Source organism: Schleiferilactobacillus perolens DSM 12744 (assembly GCF_001435585.1).
Taxonomy (GTDB): domain Bacteria; phylum Bacillota; class Bacilli; order Lactobacillales; family Lactobacillaceae; genus Schleiferilactobacillus; species Schleiferilactobacillus perolens.
This window is the reverse complement of the sequence record NZ_AZEC01000001.1, coordinates 418189-437991: the sequence shown is the minus strand read 5'-3', so window position 1 is coordinate 437991 and position 19803 is coordinate 418189. Positions and strand designations below refer to the sequence as shown.

Below are 19803 nucleotides of genomic sequence, written 5' to 3'. Positions count from 1 at the left end.
ATCCTTCCTTATCACGACACGACATTAATGCCCAGCATCGCCACCAAGTTCGGTGCTTGGTCTGGAGAAATCTTCATCCCGTACGCCAAGTGCCAATCGAACCGTAAGCCGCTCAACTCGGACGAAGTGAAATCGACACTCTTCAGCTTGGTCTCACCAAAGTCTGCTCGGGTCAGATCACATCCGTGAAAACTGATCTTGCGGGTGAATTTGATGGCGGTCCAATAAGACTCAACAAGTCGGCAATCTTGCACAGTAATGCCCTTGATAATGCTTTCGGAAAAATTGACGTAATTGGCTAGGCAGTCCGTCATTTTTAGATTAATCAGGCCGCAACGGTACATATCGGCACCTAACAGCTTGGCATCTTGAAAGACACAGTCGGTAAAATAACTGCCGTCAAACTGACAATTCGACCAATCGATTCCAATAAAAGTGCAATCCAACCAGGCACTCTTCGAGAAGTCGTGCTGGCGGAAAGTACAGTTATCCAGTGTCACCCGTTGGACGTTAATCTCCTGATTAGAATAGTCGATCGTGCAGTGGCGATAAGTCGTACCCTCCGCCAAATCATCTAGACTGATGGTTTGATCGGTTACGATTAGATTATCAGTCATCGACACGGCTCCCTTCATCTACTCGGACCAATGCCTCGACGCGTTTTTCAATCTCATCGCGCACCGTCCGAAACACCGTCAGCTTTTGTGCTTCTGTGCCTTGCGCCTGAGCGGGGTCAGCCAGCGGCCAGTGCAGCCGTTTAATTTGTGGCGGCGTTATTGGACACCGATCCCGCGCATCGCCGCAAAGCGTCACCACTAAATCAGAACTGAATAGGTAGTTGTCATCAATCATCTTAGATTGGTTGTGAGAAATATCAATTCCTTTCTCCGCCATCACTTGCACAGCCAACGGATTCAGGCCATGGGCTTCAATGCCTGCACTCGCCACCCGCCATTGTGATCCCAATATTGCTTTAGCAAATCCTTCTGCCATTTGACTGCGACAGGAATTCCCGGTACAGAGAAAATATATTTGCGGCATAATTGTAAAGCCCTTTCGTTTTATGATGTACCTTGATTATGACATCCGTGATGAGATCCGACAACAGTGGGGAAATATGGATTTCAAGGCTCTATCCAACGGCCGCCTTCAGGGCAAACACCCGGCGCTGAATGGCGTCGCGCACTAACCGATACACGGGCAAAACCTCGGCATCGTCACGCCCCCGCGCGGTCGCCGGATCCGGAATCCGCCAAAAAAGTCGTTGCACACTCGGCGGAGCTGGCGGAAAATTCTCCCAAGCCACGTCAGAAAGCGCAACGACGAAATCAGAATGACTCAAATAATCTCGATCAATCACTGTCGATTTATTATTAGAAATATCAATACCCTTTTCTGCCATTACTTTAACAGCCAAAGGATTCAAATCCTGTGCTTCTAAACCACCGCTGGCAATTCGCCAATCAGCACCGAAAATAGCCTTGGCAAACCCCTCGGCCATTTGACTGCGACAGGAATTACCAGTGCAAATAAAATAAAGTTGCGGCATCCCGTTTAAGCCCTCCATTAAATTACGTTCATTATGGCTTGAAACGGCAGTATAAGCAATGATTGTGGTGATTAAATATCAAAAGTGGGAATTAAAAGACCGCCAAGAACGGTCCTGGCAGTCTTTCATCGAATTATTTTTCAGTTTAAATCTTACCGTACGCCTTATCCATTGCCTGGTGAATGTCCGTAACAATTGTTTGTGGATCCTCCAGCCCAACGTACATTCGGATATGGGAAATTGGCAATCCACGAGCGACTAAGTTTTCCTTGTTATTTCCCTTGTATGACGGCAGTGCTAGACTCTCAAAACCACCCCAGCTGACGCCGATGGACACCACGCGCAAGCTATCCACGAACACTTTCAATTTATCGAAGTCTTCATCAGCCATGTCCATCCCAAACAGTGAACCGTACCCGCTCAAATATTTGGATGCCAAGCGTTGCTGCTCTGCATCACCACAGTATGGATGGTCAATTTTTGCAATGCGCGGATCATTTTTCAATTGATCCAATACAGTACGGATGGCTTTATCGACATAGGCCATGCGCACCGGCAATGTCCGGATTCCTCGAATGGCCAGCCAGGCATCAAAGGGACTGATCACGGCCCCTAACGCCTGATGACCGTTGGCAAAGATATTGTCCACCAAGTTAGTCTTGCCAATGACTGCACCACCGACCAAATCTGAGTGACCGCCAATATATTTGGATAATGAATGAATCACGATATCAATACCATGGTCCAAGGGGTGTTGGAACAAAGGTGATGCCCAAGTGCCATCAATCACCGTATAAATCTTCTTGGTTTTCGCCATGGCGGCAATCTTTTCTAAATCAAGCATCTCAAATTTCTGCGATGATGGACTCTCAAAATAGATCATCTTGGTCTGCTCAGTGATATGTGCTTCAATCTCATCCGTATTACCCACATCAATTTTGTCGAGTACCACGCCGAACTTGGCCAAATACTTGGCAAAAGACACTGCTTCACCATAAATCGTGTTCACCATCAAAATATGATCGCCGGCACGTAAAAGAGTGAAAAGAGTCGATGAAATGGCCCCCATCCCAGATGCAAACACCTTACACTTCTCGCCGCCTTCAAGCCATGCCAACTTGTCTTCCAAAGAACGAATCGTCGGATTTGAACCCCGCGTATAAACAAAATGGTTCTTTTCATCTGCACTATCTGCCATGAATTGTTCGTATGTCGCGAAATAAAAAGATGACGTTTGGACAATCTCCGGCGCCATCGGTACAAATGGCTCGGCTTGTTCTTTATCCACTTCAGTGACAATGTCGGCGTAATTCTCTGCTTTCATGATTAGTATTCTGTCCCTTCTTGACCTTGTTCTTCCTTCGTATATTCATTGTCCAGTGCCTTCACAAATGGGTAATAGATGGCGACACACGCCGCCACGGCCGCACACTGAGTCACTGCACCTTGCCATCCGGACACGAGAAACCCCGAAAACAGAAACGGCGTGGCCCAAGGTGCCTGAATGCTACGAAACATTGGCATAAATCCAATCGACATGGATAAGAATGCCAGTAAAACCGATACGATTGGTGCAATGGTAACTGGTATTAGCATCAATGGATTAAAGATGACTGGCAAACCAAATATCATCGGCTCGTTAATATTGAAGAACGACGGAATGACTGCAATTTTGGACATGGCTTTCATCCGTGAGGAATGGGCCACGATGACCATTGTAATGGCCAAGCCGATCGTACACCCGGCACCGCCGATCGTTGCAAATTGATCCAACATCTGCACAGTACCAAAATTCCCAGAATGTGATGTTAACTTACCTGCTTCATACAACGCCTGATTCTTATCGGCATTGGCATACAGAATTGGGTAGAGCATCGAGTTAATGACTGTTGGATGAATACCGAACCACCAAAGGAGTCCGTTTAGCCCGGCCACAATGATAATTGCGAACGGTGCTCCGATGACACCTTGAATCGGTACTTGCACCAGTGAATAAATCAATTGCGGGAAAGAACCAGAAATGGCCATCCCCACACCGCTAATAATTAATCCTACTAAGGCAATCAGGAAGCCTGGAATCAGCGCACTGAATGCTTTACTCACCATATCGGGAACACTCTGGGGCATCTTTATCGTGAGGTTACGCTTGACACAGAATCGAATGATTTCAACAGTGATAATGGACATAATAATGGCTGTGATAACACCTTGCGTACCGGTCCAATCAAAGGATAAAACGTTCGATACGATTTCTCCCTTGGCAGACCTCACTGTCTTTGGCAAAACGATCACGTAGGCGACCAACCCAAGGACCATGGAAGTCAGTTTATCCAGTTTGTAATTCTCAGCCAATTTATATGACATCGTTCCAGCAAACATGAATCCCATCATGTTAAATGTCGCCCGATATGCGGGAGAAATATAATTGGCCCAATCCTTACCGAAGATTCCCGCCATAAAAGAAGCATACCCTGGCACTGGGAAATCGGTGATCAACATAAATATTGATCCAATAATTGTCAACGGCATGATAGCGAAGAAGCCGGCCCGCAAAGCTTGAAAGTATCGCAAATTGGTGAACTTTGAAACCTTGGGAACAATGGCCTTTTCGACCCAACTGGTCATGCTATTCATTGGTTTTTCCTTCTTTCTTTCTCTTGTCAACAATTATATTAGCGCTTACAATACGGATTGACAGGGTTTCTCGTCTCTTTGGCACAATGTGTCGGTAAAAGTTGAGTGCCAGCGAATAGGCGCAACACAAAGTGTCATTATTAAGGACAAATAAAACGTGTGAAGGAGAACCAACTCATGAACCTGATTCACCAATTAAAAACGAACACGAAGTTAACCTATAACGAGCAGGTCATCGCCGAATATATTTTGAAAAATCTGGATGCCGTGTTAGAAATGTCCATTTATACCTTGGCTCAAAACACCCATACGTCTACTTCAGCCGTTGTCCGTTTATGCAAGCGCTGCGGCACTTCTGGCTTTCGCGAATTCAAGGTTGGTTTGTCCCGTGATTATGCACAAGGATTAAATTCTTTGTCCGAGATTGATGCGAATATGCCATTCTTGCCAGTTGATGATCCATTAATGGTGTCCCAAAAGATTGCGCAACTCACGAAAGAAACAATCACTGAGACGCAGGGATTGTTGTCCTTAAAACAATTGCAAAGAGTGACGGAATTACTCTTGAATGCCAAACAAATTTATGGGATCGGCGTCAGCAGCAACTATATCCGGCTCACCGATTTTCAACTGAAGGTTTTGCGGATTCAACATTATGTTCGGCTGATCAACTTACAGGCCGAGCAATTTTATCTTGCAGCCAACTCGGCCTCGGAGGATGCCGCTCTGATGATTTCAGCCAGCGGTAAGACCGCAGAAATCGTCAACGATGCTAAACATTTTCGCCGCAATAACACGCCAATCATTGCCATCACTGCGGATGCCGAAAGTCCTCTAGCAATTTATGCGACTGAAGTGCTACAAATTCCGCGTAAAGAAACCTCGCAGCACAAAGTCTCAGACTTCTCGTCACAATTGGCCATCGAGTATGTTCTCAACACACTTTATGCTTGTCTCTTTAACCACGACTTTGAACACAATTTTCAAATACTCAAGACGACCCCAGTATCCCATTTTTGATGTGATCCTAGTCTTCAAAACGCAACAAAAAACTGTGGTGCGGACTATTGTCCGGCTCACCACAGTTTTTGTTATTTCAATATTCCTTTTTACAAGCCCTCAATCAAAACTGAGTTAATCCGGTCCCGCATTTCTTTCGCACGCTCAGGGTTTTGGTCACGGATATGTTGACAGATTAAATCAATAATGACCAGTTGCCCCATGACCGGCGGTAATTCAGAACTATCTTTGCCGTGGCCGGGTGGTGCGACCAAAGTTAAATCACTCATACTTGAAATTTCGGAATCCAAATAGTTAGTGATACTGATGACAGGTGCCTTTAATTTACCCGCCAGTTGGATATTGCGTACCACGTCCACCGTATTACCAGTTTGCGAAATTGCGATCACCAGATCATGGGGTTGGATGCTAGCCAGATCGATGGTTTGCAAGTGCGTATCCCCGTCGAATACCACGACTTTCCCCAGCCGTTTCATTCGTTCCCGGAAATACCGCCCCACAATGCCTGAAAAACCTGCCGCTAATAAAAAGACTCGACCAGCCTGATCAATCATTTTGGCAGCTTGATCCACATTCGTTAAATCGATCTGGGCATTGGCTTGTTTCAAATAGTCCAAATATTCCGCTACGACTGGATACGTTTCACCATCATTGGCGGCTTTGACCCGTTCCTGACTGATTGCCAGGTCTCTAGTCAATGCCACCTTGAAGTCTTGGTAACCACGGAACTTCAACTTGCGGCAAAACCGAATCACCGTGGTGTCTGCCACACCTGCCTTCTGCGACAAATCACCGATCGAAAGATGGACCACTTCATCAGCATTCACTTCCACATACTGCGCTACTTTCTGTTCCGATTTAGTCAGCGATGGAAAGAGCCCATTGATTGTCGCTAGCACGTTCATTTCTTTCACTCCTAGGATTTTCTATACTCCCTTAGTCTACTATCTTTTGCCGATTAGCAAAACGAACGAAGGGCAGATAAATCAGTGTCCCAATGGCGAGTAAGAATACTTGAATGATTGCTGCACGAATATCGCCGTTGGTGGCCAGATACCCGGAAATGATTGGCGGTGTCGTCCACGGAATAATGACTGACGTCCGTGAGACCCAGCCAATCGCAGTCAGACCATAACCAATCGCCACGGTGACCACTGGTGCAATAATTAATGGGATACCCAAAATTGGATTGAACACAACTGGCAAACCAAACTGAATTGGTTCGCTGACGTTGAAGAATGCCGGAACAAGTCCAACTTTGGCAATTGTCCTATAATCCTCTCGTCTAGAACCGATTAGAATGGCAATAACCAAACACATCATAACGCCACCACCACCCATCCAACCGTATATATCAAGGAATGGCTGCGTCACAATATTGGGCAATGCTTTGCCGGCCTTTAGCGCATCCATATTCTGTTGAATCGCTGCTGTCAGGACTGGGCCGCTGATACCGCCCAGAATAAAGGGCCCATGTAAACCGAACGCCCACAGGAAATTGCTCAAGAATACATAGAAAAGAATCACGAAGATTGACTGGAATGAGCCGACCAGCGGTGCCTGGAAGAATTTGACAATTAAATCAGGCGCATTCGTATGCAAACCAGTTTCGATGGCAAACTCCAAAGCGCCAAAAATCGTTGATACTAAGAAGGCTGGAATCAACACGTTGAATGACTTGGCAATCGCTGGCGGCACTGCGTCCGGCATTTTGATTCGTAAATGCGCGTTTTGGTTAAACTTGCATAATAACGTGACGCCGATTATGCTGGCAATAATAGCTAAGAACATCCCAGTAGCACTCACCTGGGTTTGAGAAAAGATTGTCGGGACGATCACCATTTTTCCATCCACCGTCGCAATTTGAAGTTGCGCAGGCAGCATAATGAAGAAACAGATGACACCGAATACACCGCCAAACATTGGTGAATCATCTTGGTAGTTCTCAGCCAGCTTTTCGCCAATGGTAAATGCGACCAGAATTGCCAAGATTCCCAATGTGGCATTGTAGATTTGATTACCAATTGCTGATAGGTCCGTCAGCCACTTGACGCTCTTAAACAAACCGTTTGTTGGGCTCAATAACAGATTGTTGACCAACATCCAGAATGAAGCGATGATCGTCGCGGGCATTAAGGCAATGAAAGCATCACGAATGGCCATCATATGCTTCTGTGTCGAAATCTTATTAGCAACACTCAACATCTTATTCACCATGGGACTATTTTGCGCATCCATAGATTACTCCTCCATTTCTATAAGCGTGCGTTCACTTCAAACATTCGATTCCACGGAAACGAAATACTGATTTTAGCGGGGGTGAGCGTGGCCATTTGGCTAGGCAGTAAGGTCTTTGCAACCTCAACCGTTTGCCCAGTCACATAGTCGGCCACTTGTTTACTCTGTTCACCCAAATTGAAATAATTTAGACCAAGAGCAGGTAAAAGATTTTGCACCGTCTGTTGCCGGATAATAGCTTGATAACAATAGTCATCCAAAAAACAACTCAATAATTCCTGATACCGATCCCTTTGCGTGGCATGGCGCAGAATAATTGCCGTCGCAATCGTACTGCCAACGGTATTGGCATCCGTATTCCACGCACGCAAAGCAGCGAGTTGATCGATTGATCCCGCTCGCTCAAGCATCCCGGCTAATTCAAGATCTCCGCCGTTGGCATAACCACTATCAGCGATGGCCACATACTTTTTTTGCGAGAGATACATCTTGATCTTGGCAACAAAACCACGAAGGTTTCGGTAAGTGTCGTAGGTCAACTCAGGTTGGCTGCGTTGGCTTGAAGCCTCGATCATCCGGTTGCCCGGAGTGTTGACTGCTAAAATCATACTTGCCTCGGCTGGTGTTTCCACTGGCAACGCCCCAGCTGCGAGGATATGGGCTTCAACGGTCTGGTTGAGCGGTCGGTCTTCATAAAGGGGAATGGTTAACGCACCACTGGGGCTGGCATAAAGCGGATAAATCTTAGTTTGTCGATCCGCATCGTGCTGAACTGCTCGCGCCAACAATGTATACCCTGATTCATCCGCCCCAGGATAAATGGATATACGATTTTGCAGACGCAGCATTTTCACTCGCCCATATACAACTGCTTGGTCTTGCGCCGTATACCCATATTCCGCACTGTCATCTTGGGGAATAGTCAAGTAATCAATGATGCCTTGCTGGACAAGCGCCACATTCGCCAAATTCACAGCCAAGTTAAGCTTGCGGCGCCCTTCATAATCAGCAATCACTGCTGTTGGAATGGTGTTCTGCAAATCGTCCAATTCTTCTTTTTCCTGCGTGGTCAAGACAGCACGTTCAGATTTATTATTTAGCCAACCCCGCCGAAATATTTCCTTACCGTACTGTTCGTAATAATCCGGTTCTTCGTCACCACTGCTATAGCGCGGGGTCCGCATAATTAAGTTCGAGACAAAGATCTTTAAACCCGGATATTTCTGACGCAACTTGGTCAAAAACTGCTCGTATTTCTGGATATTGGGTGCCTGTTTAACTGGGTCGTATACCCGCGAGGGCAACAATCCGCCAAACATCACCATTTCTGAGGAAAACACCAGTACATGAGCGGTTCTGACATTATCGTCAATAAACTGGCGGATAAGTTCAACGTTTGCCCCATGCTTACGGTATCCAAGCAATTCCGGTGGTAATGAAATGATTTGATCATCAGTTACATAGTCAAATAGCCGTATTGGATAGGCATAGTTGCACGGTCGCTCATCGAGTGGAATAAACAACACTTTCGTCAATCAACTCACCTCCATGATCTGTTGAATGATGGCCCCCACTGTGGGGACATGCTGACTGGCGCGATCAATCGTCTGCGCATCCGCTAAGTCACCCACAGCAAAGCTATTGGACGTCAGCGGAAACATTGTGGTGTCATTTTCTGCATCCCCCGCCACATACAATTGAGAAGCGTCATAGCCCTGCCATTGCATGATTTGCTTGACTGCTAGGCCTTTGGATGCTTTCGGCGAAAACACTTCAAGTGAAGATGGACTGGTTTGTTGGACATTAATCTGGTCTCCCAGTTCACCCTTCAAGGCGGTCACAATTGGTCGAAAATGATCGGTGTCGCCAAAGGTTAAGTAAATGACTGGTTGAAATGCTGGCGTCTCCGTCAATGCCGCTAAATCTGGATTCACAATGGAAGTATCCAAGAATTCCGCCACTTGCCCCTGCGGTCGTGGTGATGGGAAGTAGCGGTGATTGATGCTGGATACTTCGACCCGTAACCCTTGGTTGAACAGAATCTGATTGATCATGGGCACCAATGGCTTCGCAATCGTGGCCTGAAAGACAATTTGATCCTGTGCGTCCCGAATCACTGCGCCATTTTGACTAATGCGGAATGCACTTTTGAAATTCAATCGATGCTCAACGTATTTAATATCTTCATCCAATCGACCCGTACACACGCTAATATCATTACCGTCAGCGATGAAGTCCTTGAGACTTTGCAATGTGGTTGGATCAATGTTGTTGTGAATATCCAACAATGTGCCGTCCAAATCACAAACCAGCAATTTACGCATCTGCGTCCTCCTTCCCATCATTACCCCGCCGATATTCATCAACAGCCTTGGTAAAACGCGCGGTAATTTGTTGCGGGCGCGTAATCGCACCGCCCACCACCGCCGCAAAAGCACCGAGTTGAAATGCTTGGACCACTTGACCAGGTTCCGTGGTATGGCCCTCCATAATGACAGGTGTCGATACTCTTTTAGAAAGTTCTTTTACCAAATCAAAGTCCGGCTGGTCAATGGGCGGCGTATATGGGGTATAACCCGACATCGTGGTGGAAATGATGTCGAAACCTAACCGGCTGGCCGCAATCCCTTCATCAAGATTCGAGATGTCCGCCATCGCCAATCGACCAGCGCCGTGAATCATGTTCAACAATTCCCCGACATCTTCCCGATAAGGTCGCACCCGCCTGGTGGCATCCGTGGCAATAATTTCCGCCGTGGTCCCATCCAGAAGTTCCTTCACTTCTTTAATCGTAGCCGTGATATAAATATCTGAATCTTCGTAATCCCGTTTGATAATGCCGATCACTGGTAAATCAACAGTTTTCTGAATAGCCTGAATATCTTCAACGCCGTTTGCGCGGATACCAGCGGCTCCGCCCTGCTTGGCAGCCAATGCCATCCGGCTCATGATATATGCACTGTGGAGGGGCTCGTCAGGTAATGCTTGGCACGATACGATTAATTGGTGCTTTAGTTTTTCGATATCCATTGGTTTTTCCTCCTTACCTGTATAGTACCCGAAAACGGTTACGTTGTAAATATCCTTTTTAATTTAATTAACGTTGTAATATTCCTTTCTTTACATAGAATATGAAAGGCAGCCATTCGCCGAAGCAAATGACTGCCTTTACAATTTGCAATTAATCAGTCCACTCTCAGGTGTTTATTCGTAACGACCCAGGTCGGCCCGAACAAACCCATTCGTGGATACCCGATAGTGCAAAGCGCCATCGATAAAGCGCCATCCGGTTACCTTCCAAGCAGTGCCTGCCTTTAATGTACGATTAACTGGATTACCCTGACCGTTAACTAACGGTGCATCCTTACTGCCAATGGTGAAGACTCGGCCCGTATCACGGACATCCCTAGCCTGTACCCATTCGTTGTTAGCGACCAGGTACGAAATGGTACCGTCAGCATTCTGGGCAACGGCAGAATACAACCAGTATGTGCCGTTAAGCAAATGATGCTCGGTAGTTGCTTTACCATCTGGGTCAGTCGATGTCTTGGCACTTGGTGCTACTGCAATCGTAACAACCCCTTTTGCCCCGGTCACCGCATTGGCGGTCACGTCACTGCCGCGCAACCATTCATCCGTGCTAACCCGATAGTAGGTCGTGCCATCCGCCGTCACGGCTTTGTTAGCGGACTTCCATCCCGTAGCGAGTTTCAGACCACGCTCAAGTTGCGTGAATGTGCCTGTGCTCGCATCGTAATGATAAAGGCGCGCATCATTTGTTTGCACATAGACCGGATAATTATTACCGGTGATTTGGGTGTTTTGAACCCGCACATCAGCGATGGAAACCCACTGTTTATCCGCCACCCGATAGGCTTTTGTGCCGTCTGGATTAGTGGCGACCGCAGTGTACTGCCATGCCGTCCCTGGTTTCAGAGTCTGCACCTGTACAGCGTTGCCAGTTGTATTCAACCGAGCCACAGCCCCATTCGCGTTGGTCACCACCACGACACCCTTTTGCAGCGTGATTTTAGCGTTGGTAATATCTTCAGCCCGTACGTAACCGACGCCGCTCACTTGATAATACGTCGTACCGTCCGTTGTTACCCCCTTCTTCACTGTGAGCCATTCCGTTCCAATAGCTAACGACGGCTCTTGGTCAGACACCTTAAAACTGTCACTCGCGGCATCGTATTGATACTGAGGTGCTTTCCCCGCTTGAACAGCCAATACTTGCCGATCAATTGTGGTGAATTCCGTCTTCGCAACTGGCGTCGGCGGGGTCACCGTGCCTCCACCGCCATTGGCGATCACATGCACGATAACAGTCAACGCTTTACCGTCCGCCGCTTTAATGACGACCGGATAATCACCAGCTGCCTTCGGATTAACCTTGGATAGATCCACTTGAACTGCCACAGGTTTCCCATCCTTATCCTGGGCAACAATATGGAAATCAGCTTCTTGGGGTAATGGGTCACCCACTTTGATGGTGACATTATCCGCAGTCAGTTTCACAGTGGTCCCTTCATCGCCGCGTGGTGTGACATGGACGAAGACTGTCAATTTCTGACCGTCAGCAGTCGTGATCAACACTGGATAGTCGTCCGCAACCGCTGTATTGACCTTGGATAGATCCACTTCGACTGCTACTGGTTTACCATCTTTATCCTGAGCGACGATGTGGAAATCAGCCTGAGTGGGTGCCGGATCACCAATTTTGATCGTGACACTATCCGCAGTGAGCTGCGCACCCGTTGCCCGGGCTTCCACGTTAACTTGCACTGTGATCGTTTGCCCATCCGTTGTGGTGATGACCACTGGATAGCCGCCGACCTGGTCCGTTTTCACTTTCGACACATCGGCCGTCGCTGTGACTGCATTACCATCCTTGTCCAGCGCTACAATATTGAAGTCAGCTTCTTTGGGAAGATTATCGCCGACTTTAATTGTGATACTATCCGCGGTCAGTTTTTGCTTGCTGCCCGGTTGTTCATCACCCACAACATGGACTTTAACTGTCTGCGTAGCCAGAGTCCCGACCTTGTTAGTGGCCGTATAGATCAGATTGTAATCTCCCGCTTTGCTGGTATCGACAGTGCTGGTATCGACTTTAATTCGACCGGTCACATCACCATCAATCGTATCAGTCGCAGTGATCCCACTTAACCAATTGTACTGACTGACGTCGGTACCTGTCGGAATGGTGATATCCTTGATCCCCTCAATTGTAGGTGCTGTCCGTTCAATCAAGATCTGGAATTCCGCCGCCGAAGCGAACTTATCTGGCGAATCCCCAATTGTGTGAACAGGGACAAAGACCAAAGCTGAAATATTTGCTGTCGGGAAATTAATCGTCTTCAACGTGGCATCACCAGCCCATTTGCCAGTGGCCAAAGTAATCATCTTTCCATTTTCATCTAGGCTGGTGTAACCAACGATTTGATATTCGGTAATGATCCCATTACTGCCGCCTTGTCGCGGTAAATACGTGAAACCATTGACTGGATAGGCCTTGTCGAAGACCACTCCCCAGCTCATTTTATCCATGGTGGTACCGTTCCAGTTCGTATGCCAGATAGTGGTCTTATCACCATCAAAAGCCTTTTGCAGTGCTTCAGCAGCTGAATTGGGCTCGCCGCCTTGATAATCCGTAATCTTAGTGGTTGGCAACACGTTAGCAGCCGCCTTCAAAATCAAATTATTCATGGCCGCCGTCAGGTCTTGTCCTGCCTTAGTAATGGCATCATCTGTCGCTTTTTCGTCAGCCAGCACTTTTTCGGCATTGGTTTGCGCCGTTTGTACTTCAGCATACGAGTCAGGCGTGTATTCACTTGAATTCAAGGTCTGACTCTGGTTGATCAGTTGCGTTAAATCTTCGCGTAACCGATCTCCATCATTGATTGCGTTGAACCGATGCGCAATCGTTGTGCCCTTCCCGTCGCCGTCAGTAATGGTGACCTTCAGGTTGGTTGATTCTTTGAGTGTTAATCCTGCCGTTGGATAGGCCTTGGCAGTTGCGGAAGATAATGAATCGCTACCATCCACGGTATACTTCACTGTGGCTCCCTGTGGTGCAGTGACCACAATTGGCTTGCCAATCACACCACCGTATTGAGACAAGGATAACTTAGAGATTCGAGCGATAAATCCGCCATGTTGCAGCATTGCCAGGGTCAGATGATCGTTCTTCGTGATATTTCGCGTTTCTTCAACCATCTTACCGCCCTTGCCGTTTTGGTCCGCTGCCACAGTATCGCGCCAAAGATCAAGTTGGTAAGTGCCATCGCCAAGCAATTGATTCAAGTCAATGTCTACATTGACATTACTCGTGTTGGCCACGCCGCCGATGAACCAGTTACCGCCCGCTTGCTTTGCGATAATCGCCGTCTTGCCGATTTCGCTTTGCGGCAGGACAACGGTCTTATCCCAAACTGTTGGAATAGACTTGATCATCTCAACCGCCGGGTTTGCCAACAGCTCCTGAGGACTCGTTGCGATCATTTGAATCGGACTGTCCGTCAATACCAGACTGGCAATTTCACCAGCTGTCCGGGTTTCCGGGGTGAAGTCGGCATGCCCTTGTAAGAACCGCGTAAACGGTTGGGTCGTGTAGTAGAGATACGGTGCATACGGAATCTTCGGATCACGGGAGTTCTCATCGTAACTGACCTGCTCATAACCCCGAATTCCTTCCCGACTAATTTCGTTCGGATAAGTGCGATCCCAACCAGTCGGTTTTGCAGAGCCATGGAAGATGACCATCAGCTGATCTTTGGCTGCTTCTTGCAGCGTGTTCAGATACAACCCGATGTTGGCCGGATTGCTTTCGTTCGGCCAGAAATCAATCTTCGTTCCGGCCATTCCGGTCTCTTTAGCCATATTCAAGAAATCACTGACATCATTGATATTGCTCATGCCGGGCATATTCCCCGTCATGTTGTTCATGGCACTCCAGAGGATGGAATTCACGCCATACTGTTTGGCAAAGTTAGCGACAGAAGTCAGTTGATCCTTATACAACTGGCTATCATAGTTAGTCTTATTACCACCATTCCAGAATACCCAACCCTCATCGATGGTGTTATATTCAAAGCCCAGTTTCGCCGCTTCTTCTGCGTATAACCGCATATTTTCTGGCGTAACGCCCTTGGTGCCGCCGTCCGCAATCCAAGACCAAGTCGACCGACCCGGTTTCACCCAACTATCTTGATTGGCGAAAAGCGTTTCGTTCTTCGCTGGATTGACCGAATAGACAATCCGGTTATTAACCAGATCGTCCAGTGAACTACCTACGGCCACAATCCGCCACGGCGTCGTGAATGGCCCATTCAACGTCACTGTCGGAGTGGTGGTTGACCAATTCGTCTGAATTTGGAAAGTATTGCTTCCTACCACATTAAAGGCTGTGCCTGGATAAGTGGCGTTAGCGTTACCCTCCAGAAGTGCTGCGTAACTGCCATCTGTTAGTTGTAAAGCCACGGCCGGATTGATCCCGGCCGCACCTGCCTTGGTCAAATCGAGTTGCTGAACCAATGATTCATAATTGGCATAATGTTCAGCGTCATAACCCGCCCACGCTTTAGTGCCTTCTGGTACAACAAACTGGGTGGTCTCCTGCACCTTGTTGTTGCCGCTGCCGTTGAATTGGTAGGAGAATGCAGTGCCATCATTGTACAGGCGATAATTCACTTGATACGTGACACCATCCGCAGTGATCACCGGCACGCTCACAACCACATACGGGTTCACAGTCGTGGCACTATTACCTAAGACGCTGATCTGATCATTCACAATATAGTCGGTAGCGGGCTGACCAAAGTGGACATTCTTGCCATAATCCACCCCATTCACGGTAAAGCCCATTTGCGAAGAACCCACAAATGTTTTACCGTCCCGGACAACAGAATAGGTTAACTGCTGGTTTTGATCGATCGCCACTGTGGTCTTAACCTGACCGTTAGGACTCGTTAAAACATAGCCGGATTCCGTGGCAGTGACATAAGCCGGCACATTCCCGTCCTTATCCGTTAACGTCAGAACTGCGGTGTTTTCTGCAATCACTTCGCCTGCATTGTTACTGATCCGGTAAAACACTTGGTACTGTCCGGGTTGCGTGAAGTCAGCCTTTGAATAATCCACTTTGATCTGACTCGTGTAGTCTTTGCCGTTGGCATCAACAGCTTTGACCCCAGTCATCCAGTTGATCGTCTTGGGATCAGTTCCTGCTTGTGCTTTAATCGGTTGAACAGTAATCACCGGACTATTCATCTCAGTGACAAGGAAATTGTCCAAAATGAAGTCCGTATCGCCGTCCGCTTTATAGATGAAGAAGCCCAGTTTACCATCTGCAGCCCCTGTGATTGTGCCACTGAAGTGCTGCGTATGATTAGCCGTCAAATCCGCCGTTGATTGATCACCATTGGTGGCTCTCAGCGCTGTGAAAAGTGTGAACTTAGCGGCATTACCCAAATTCTCGTCGGGCGTATACTCACCATCGACAAACCCTGGTGTGTACTGCTTGTCGCCATCGGTTTGGTAATCGAATTCCACTTTATACCGTTTCCCAGGAGCAAAGTAGACAGTCTGCGGAATAGTTTGATAAATTAAACCATCGCCCTGTTTGTGGGCTTTCAGCGACCAATTACCCGATAAGACATCGTCAATCCGATTGCCATTCCAGCCATATTGCGTATATTTGTCATGTCGTTCAGACAGATGGACTCGCGGATCCTCGACGCCGCCAGCCGAACCTTTTTCAAATGGATAGAGACCAATGGCCTGAGTATCTTCAAAGTCTTGATAAATGACGACCTTGTTACCGTCCTTATCTTCACTTTCACCATCTTTATTGACGGTCAAGTCGGTGTTGCGGGTGACTACTCGGACATCATCGAAATACGTGTGATCATTAGCTGCGCCAGCATCTGTACTGATCGTCAGAGTCGCTTCAGCACCATCGGTGGGCACAACGAAGTCTACCCGGGCTTTTTGCATGTACGAGGCATTTTTCTCTTGATAACCAACTGTGTGGTTTACATCTGCTTGAATAAAGTTTTGAGCAGTGGAATCTTTGAACGTCTTCGTAAATGTCTTACCACCCACTGTGACGGTGATGGTCACCGGCCGATTGTGAGTTTCCGTATTGACATAAACGCTCCAATTGCCTTTCTTCAGATCTGTGATGGATTGGCTAATGGCCATCTTTGCCGCACCAGCCTGAACCACATAATCGCCCATGTCAGTCTTGGTGACAATTGGATTGCCGCTATCCACATGCCAATTCGTTGTTAAAGTATCCTTCGCATTGAACCCCGGATCCTTCAAGTGACTGCCTGTTCCGAAAGTGACATTCTCCGGTGTTTCAGCGGCAATCGTCAATACATATGCTGTTTTCGCCGCCAGATTCAATGTCACCTGGCCGTTGACTACGGCGACGGTCCCTTTGTCAATCCGTCCTTGATCCGTTAATTGATAAATGTGCAGTGCGCTGGCACCTTTAAATTGATCTAGTAATTGCCATGTCGTGGTGGTTCCGGCATCGTTCCAATAGTATAGTTTGTCAAAATTTAAGCCATCTGTATCAGTAGTGCCTGCTTTGATACCATTGCCGACTTTGTCCGTTGAATCCCAAGGTAGCAAATAACTGATCGTATGACCGACACTTTGCCCATACGTGAGTTTGTCGTTCAATACAGTCGTCCCATTCACTGTAATGGTCTTTGTCCCAGTGCTATTGTCGACAACAACCCCATGATCGAGTTTGATCGCACCCACATAATCCTTCTTGGCGTTATCCCAAACGGCATTCCAGTTCGTGATTTCATAGTGCTGTAGAAACTTAGTGGGTAAATCGGTTTGGTAAGTCTTATCCACAAAGCTGGCGAAATCAGTCTTGCCCACCCAGCCTTCATAGGCTTCAAACTCGGCACCGCCAAGCAGTGAGTTATCCGAAATCACCCAGGTGTCTTTCTCGTTGTTACGAATAAAACGCACGATATTACTATTAAATCCCTTAGTAGAACTGCCACCATACGCTTTTTCAGCAGACCAATGATTCCATAAGGAGTCATATTCCAGTGCGTTGGGAAATTCGTTGTGGACTTCCCATCCTAAACCGTTAATTTCAGCGGCCAACCGGCGGGATTCCCAACCAGCTTCACCCTGATTGCCCCAAACATCTACATAAATAAAGTCTAAATTAGGGGTTTCAGACTTCAATTCCTTAAAGCGGTTGTAGCGGTTTCCGCTAATGGCGTCATCACGCTGTTTGATCATGTACGACGGGTCGAGCCAGTCCCAGCCGCGCTTACTTGGATCGGCAAGCTGTTCACTGAAAGCCTTGGCTTCTGGATACGTCTCTGTGTCATTCACATGGACTCCGAAGCTGGCATTATACTCATGACCATCGTTGATCAGAGTATTCATGTCGTCAACACCGCCTTGACGGGCCCCAATTGCACCATAATCCGGATGCGCAGAGTCATGTCCCTCACTCTGGTAGCCCTTGAGTAGAACAGTTTGGCCTAGACCATCAGTGATGTTATAAACCCGCTTGGTTTCATCTAGTGTATCCAAGAACGGATTCGTGGCCTGTGAAGCAAAATTCATAGGGATCCGTTGTGCGACGACCCGCCGAGTGTCTTGCCAGCCCATTGGTTCATTCATAATCTGGCGGTAAGCAATCGCCGCGTCTTGCCAATCAACTTGGTTGTCACCATTCTCATCTTTGCCGAAGGAAACAGCCACTTCCGGTAAAGGAATGAGGGTGCCGGTAAATGGTGTGCTATTGTCTTCTAACGGTCGCAAAGTATACGGTCCAGTACCTAAACCTGTATTCACGCCGCTGTCTGTTTGCTTTGTTGAATACGTGATTCGGTTGTTTTCACTCTTACCCGAACCATCCTGCGCCGCATTGGTCCAGATGGCCGCCGCAGTATCATGATTGTTCAGGAAACCGTACATGTAGTGTTCTGTCTTATTCGGCGCTTGGGTGTCCAGCTTACGGAATGTATCACCCGTTGCCCCATCGGTGGAAGCACTGGTCGCCGTGTTCATCTTGGCCCCTGCAAACGATGCGTCCGCTTCGCTCGAATAAACCGAGATCATATTCTGGCCCGGGAACTCTAACGTGTGCAGTTTGAATGCACCAATTTCTTGTACATTTTGTACCTTAAACTTGAATGTCTTGTCTTGCACAGTGGCTAGGACATCAAACGTGACCTTGTCAGCAATACTGATGTGGTAAACGCCCTGAGTGGCCGACTGTGGCTCATACGTGATCGTGGGTTGATAATCCGTCCCGTCAATCCGTACCACCGTTAATTCATCCTGTGTACCATTGAATGTCTTCCCAGTATCCTTCAAGAAATATTGATGGACTTCGGGATACTTATCTGACAGTGTCACTTTCATGGCGGCCGACTCAATCGTTGGTCCCGTGTACGTCGGAATAGGTACAGTGACTGCAATAGTGGCTGTCACTGGTAGCTCCGCTGCAGTCCCAGTGACATTGAAGCTACCCGCTTTACTATATGCTGCCGGATCCACTGTTCCCCAAGTCACTGGGACATCAACCGTTCTACCATCGGCAGTCGTCCCTTTAACTGTTGCTGGCAGAGTGGGGGCTTGATTGATACTGGTCTGTAAACTGATTGGCGCGACTTTCACGATTTTATCAGGGTCCTCCGGCGTGACTTCGCCGCCTGATTGAATGCTGTTCGCCGAGAAGGACGTGATAGATAAAGTCTTGGTGTCATACCACAGCCGCGTGCCAACCTGACCAGCCGCTGTCGGTAAGAAGGCATAACCTCCATCGATAATCTGGGCATCATTCAACCAAGCGGTCAAATGCTTACCCGTATATCGTACTTTCAACGTGTAAGTTTGACCAGGCTGCAATTGTTGCTTGATGTTCAAATCTTTCCAACTGCTGCCGCCGCTTCCACTGTAATCATGATCCGCCTCGACGACCCAGTTGCCGTTGTTGCTGTACCCCACAAATGCCCATTGCTTAGTGGTTTGCACATCCCGGAATGAAATACCCACACGGCCCACTTCTGTCGGTACAGCACCGGCATCATTGTACTTGAAGGTATACTGTGCTTCTCCATCGGCTAACACCGGGCTGGCGGTATCCACCAACACCGTGTTGTTCTCTGTTCCGCTTAACCGTTGCAAATTCAACGCACCATCCGCATAGCTAGCTTTGAATCCATTAACAGAGGTCATGCTTTGCCAGTTTGCTGTGTTTTGAAGATTGCTTTGATAAGCCACTGCATCTGTTTTGGTGGCTACCACATCCGCCGCATGTACATCCTGATGATAGACCACCGCCCCTGCGACAGGGATCAGTACCATTG

General features: G+C 47.7%; 11 protein-coding genes and 3 pseudogenes. 1 reads left to right on the top strand and 13 read right to left on the bottom strand.

Annotated elements, in window-relative coordinates; translation table 11 throughout:
• Positions 1-11: 11 nt before the first annotated feature.
• The 5 genes from FD09_RS01740 to FD09_RS01720 all read right to left on the bottom strand — a co-directional run bounded on the left by FD09_RS01740 (position 12) and on the right by FD09_RS01720 (position 4183).
• Entirely contained in the window at positions 12-617 is a 606-nt protein-coding gene (locus tag FD09_RS01740) for a pentapeptide repeat-containing protein (protein ID WP_057817638.1), read from the bottom strand.
• On the bottom strand, positions 610-1041 hold the full coding sequence (arsC, locus tag FD09_RS01735; protein WP_057817636.1) for an arsenate reductase (thioredoxin): 432 nt from the start codon (positions 1039-1041) through the stop codon (positions 610-612). Before arsC ends, FD09_RS01740 begins: the two co-directional genes overlap by 8 nt.
• Positions 1042-1132: 91 nt before the next feature.
• Complete coding sequence (locus tag FD09_RS01730; RefSeq protein ID WP_057817633.1) at positions 1133-1549, bottom strand: arsenate reductase/protein-tyrosine-phosphatase family protein; 417 nt, start codon at positions 1547-1549, stop codon at positions 1133-1135.
• 145 nt (positions 1550-1694) lie between these two features.
• A complete protein-coding gene (locus FD09_RS01725) occupies positions 1695-2873 on the bottom strand; it encodes a trans-sulfuration enzyme family protein (RefSeq protein ID WP_057817632.1) in 1179 nt (392 codons plus the stop codon).
• 2 nt (positions 2874-2875) lie between these two features.
• Positions 2876-4183 carry a PTS sugar transporter subunit IIC gene (locus FD09_RS01720; protein WP_057817630.1) on the bottom strand — a complete coding sequence of 436 codons (1308 nt, stop codon included), beginning with the start codon at positions 4181-4183 and terminating at the stop codon, positions 2876-2878.
• A gap of 177 nt (positions 4184-4360) precedes the next feature.
• Between FD09_RS01720 and FD09_RS01715 the strand changes: the two genes are divergently transcribed.
• The gene (locus tag FD09_RS01715; protein WP_057817628.1) at positions 4361-5203 is read left to right on the top strand and encodes a MurR/RpiR family transcriptional regulator; all 843 of its coding nucleotides are present in this window, start codon (positions 4361-4363) and stop codon (positions 5201-5203) included.
• Positions 5204-5292: 89 nt separating this feature from the next.
• Here the strand turns inward: FD09_RS01715 and FD09_RS01710 are convergent, their stop codons facing one another.
• From FD09_RS01710 to FD09_RS17125, 8 genes and pseudogenes are all read right to left on the bottom strand, one after another.
• Entirely contained in the window at positions 5293-6108 is an 816-nt protein-coding gene (locus FD09_RS01710; protein ID WP_057817626.1) for a MurR/RpiR family transcriptional regulator, read from the bottom strand.
• Positions 6109-6139: 31 nt separating this feature from the next.
• Entirely contained in the window at positions 6140-7441 is a 1302-nt protein-coding gene (locus FD09_RS01705) for a PTS sugar transporter subunit IIC (RefSeq protein WP_057817624.1), read from the bottom strand.
• A 17-nt stretch (positions 7442-7458) separates the two neighbouring features.
• Complete coding sequence (locus FD09_RS01700; protein ID WP_235812190.1) at positions 7459-8967, bottom strand: DUF4127 family protein; 1509 nt, start codon at positions 8965-8967, stop codon at positions 7459-7461.
• Between the two features lie 9 nt (positions 8968-8976).
• Positions 8977-9765, bottom strand: a complete 789-nt coding sequence (locus FD09_RS01695) for an HAD hydrolase family protein (protein ID WP_057817621.1) — start codon at positions 9763-9765, stop codon at positions 8977-8979.
• Positions 9758-10471, bottom strand: coding sequence for an N-acetylmannosamine-6-phosphate 2-epimerase (locus tag FD09_RS01690; RefSeq protein WP_057817619.1), 714 nt, complete (start codon positions 10469-10471; stop codon positions 9758-9760). The genes FD09_RS01695 and FD09_RS01690 overlap by 8 nt, the downstream gene beginning before the upstream one ends.
• 174 nt (positions 10472-10645) lie before the next feature.
• A pseudogene (locus tag FD09_RS17135) lies at positions 10646-15403 on the bottom strand (glycoside hydrolase family 97 N-terminal domain-containing protein); the annotation flags it as partial.
• Between the two features lie 369 nt (positions 15404-15772).
• A pseudogene (locus FD09_RS17130) lies at positions 15773-16339 on the bottom strand (hypothetical protein); the annotation flags it as partial.
• A gap of 9 nt (positions 16340-16348) precedes the next feature.
• Positions 16349-19672, bottom strand: a pseudogene (locus FD09_RS17125) (endo-alpha-N-acetylgalactosaminidase family protein); the annotation flags it as partial.
• Between the last annotated feature and the right edge of the window lie 131 nt (positions 19673-19803).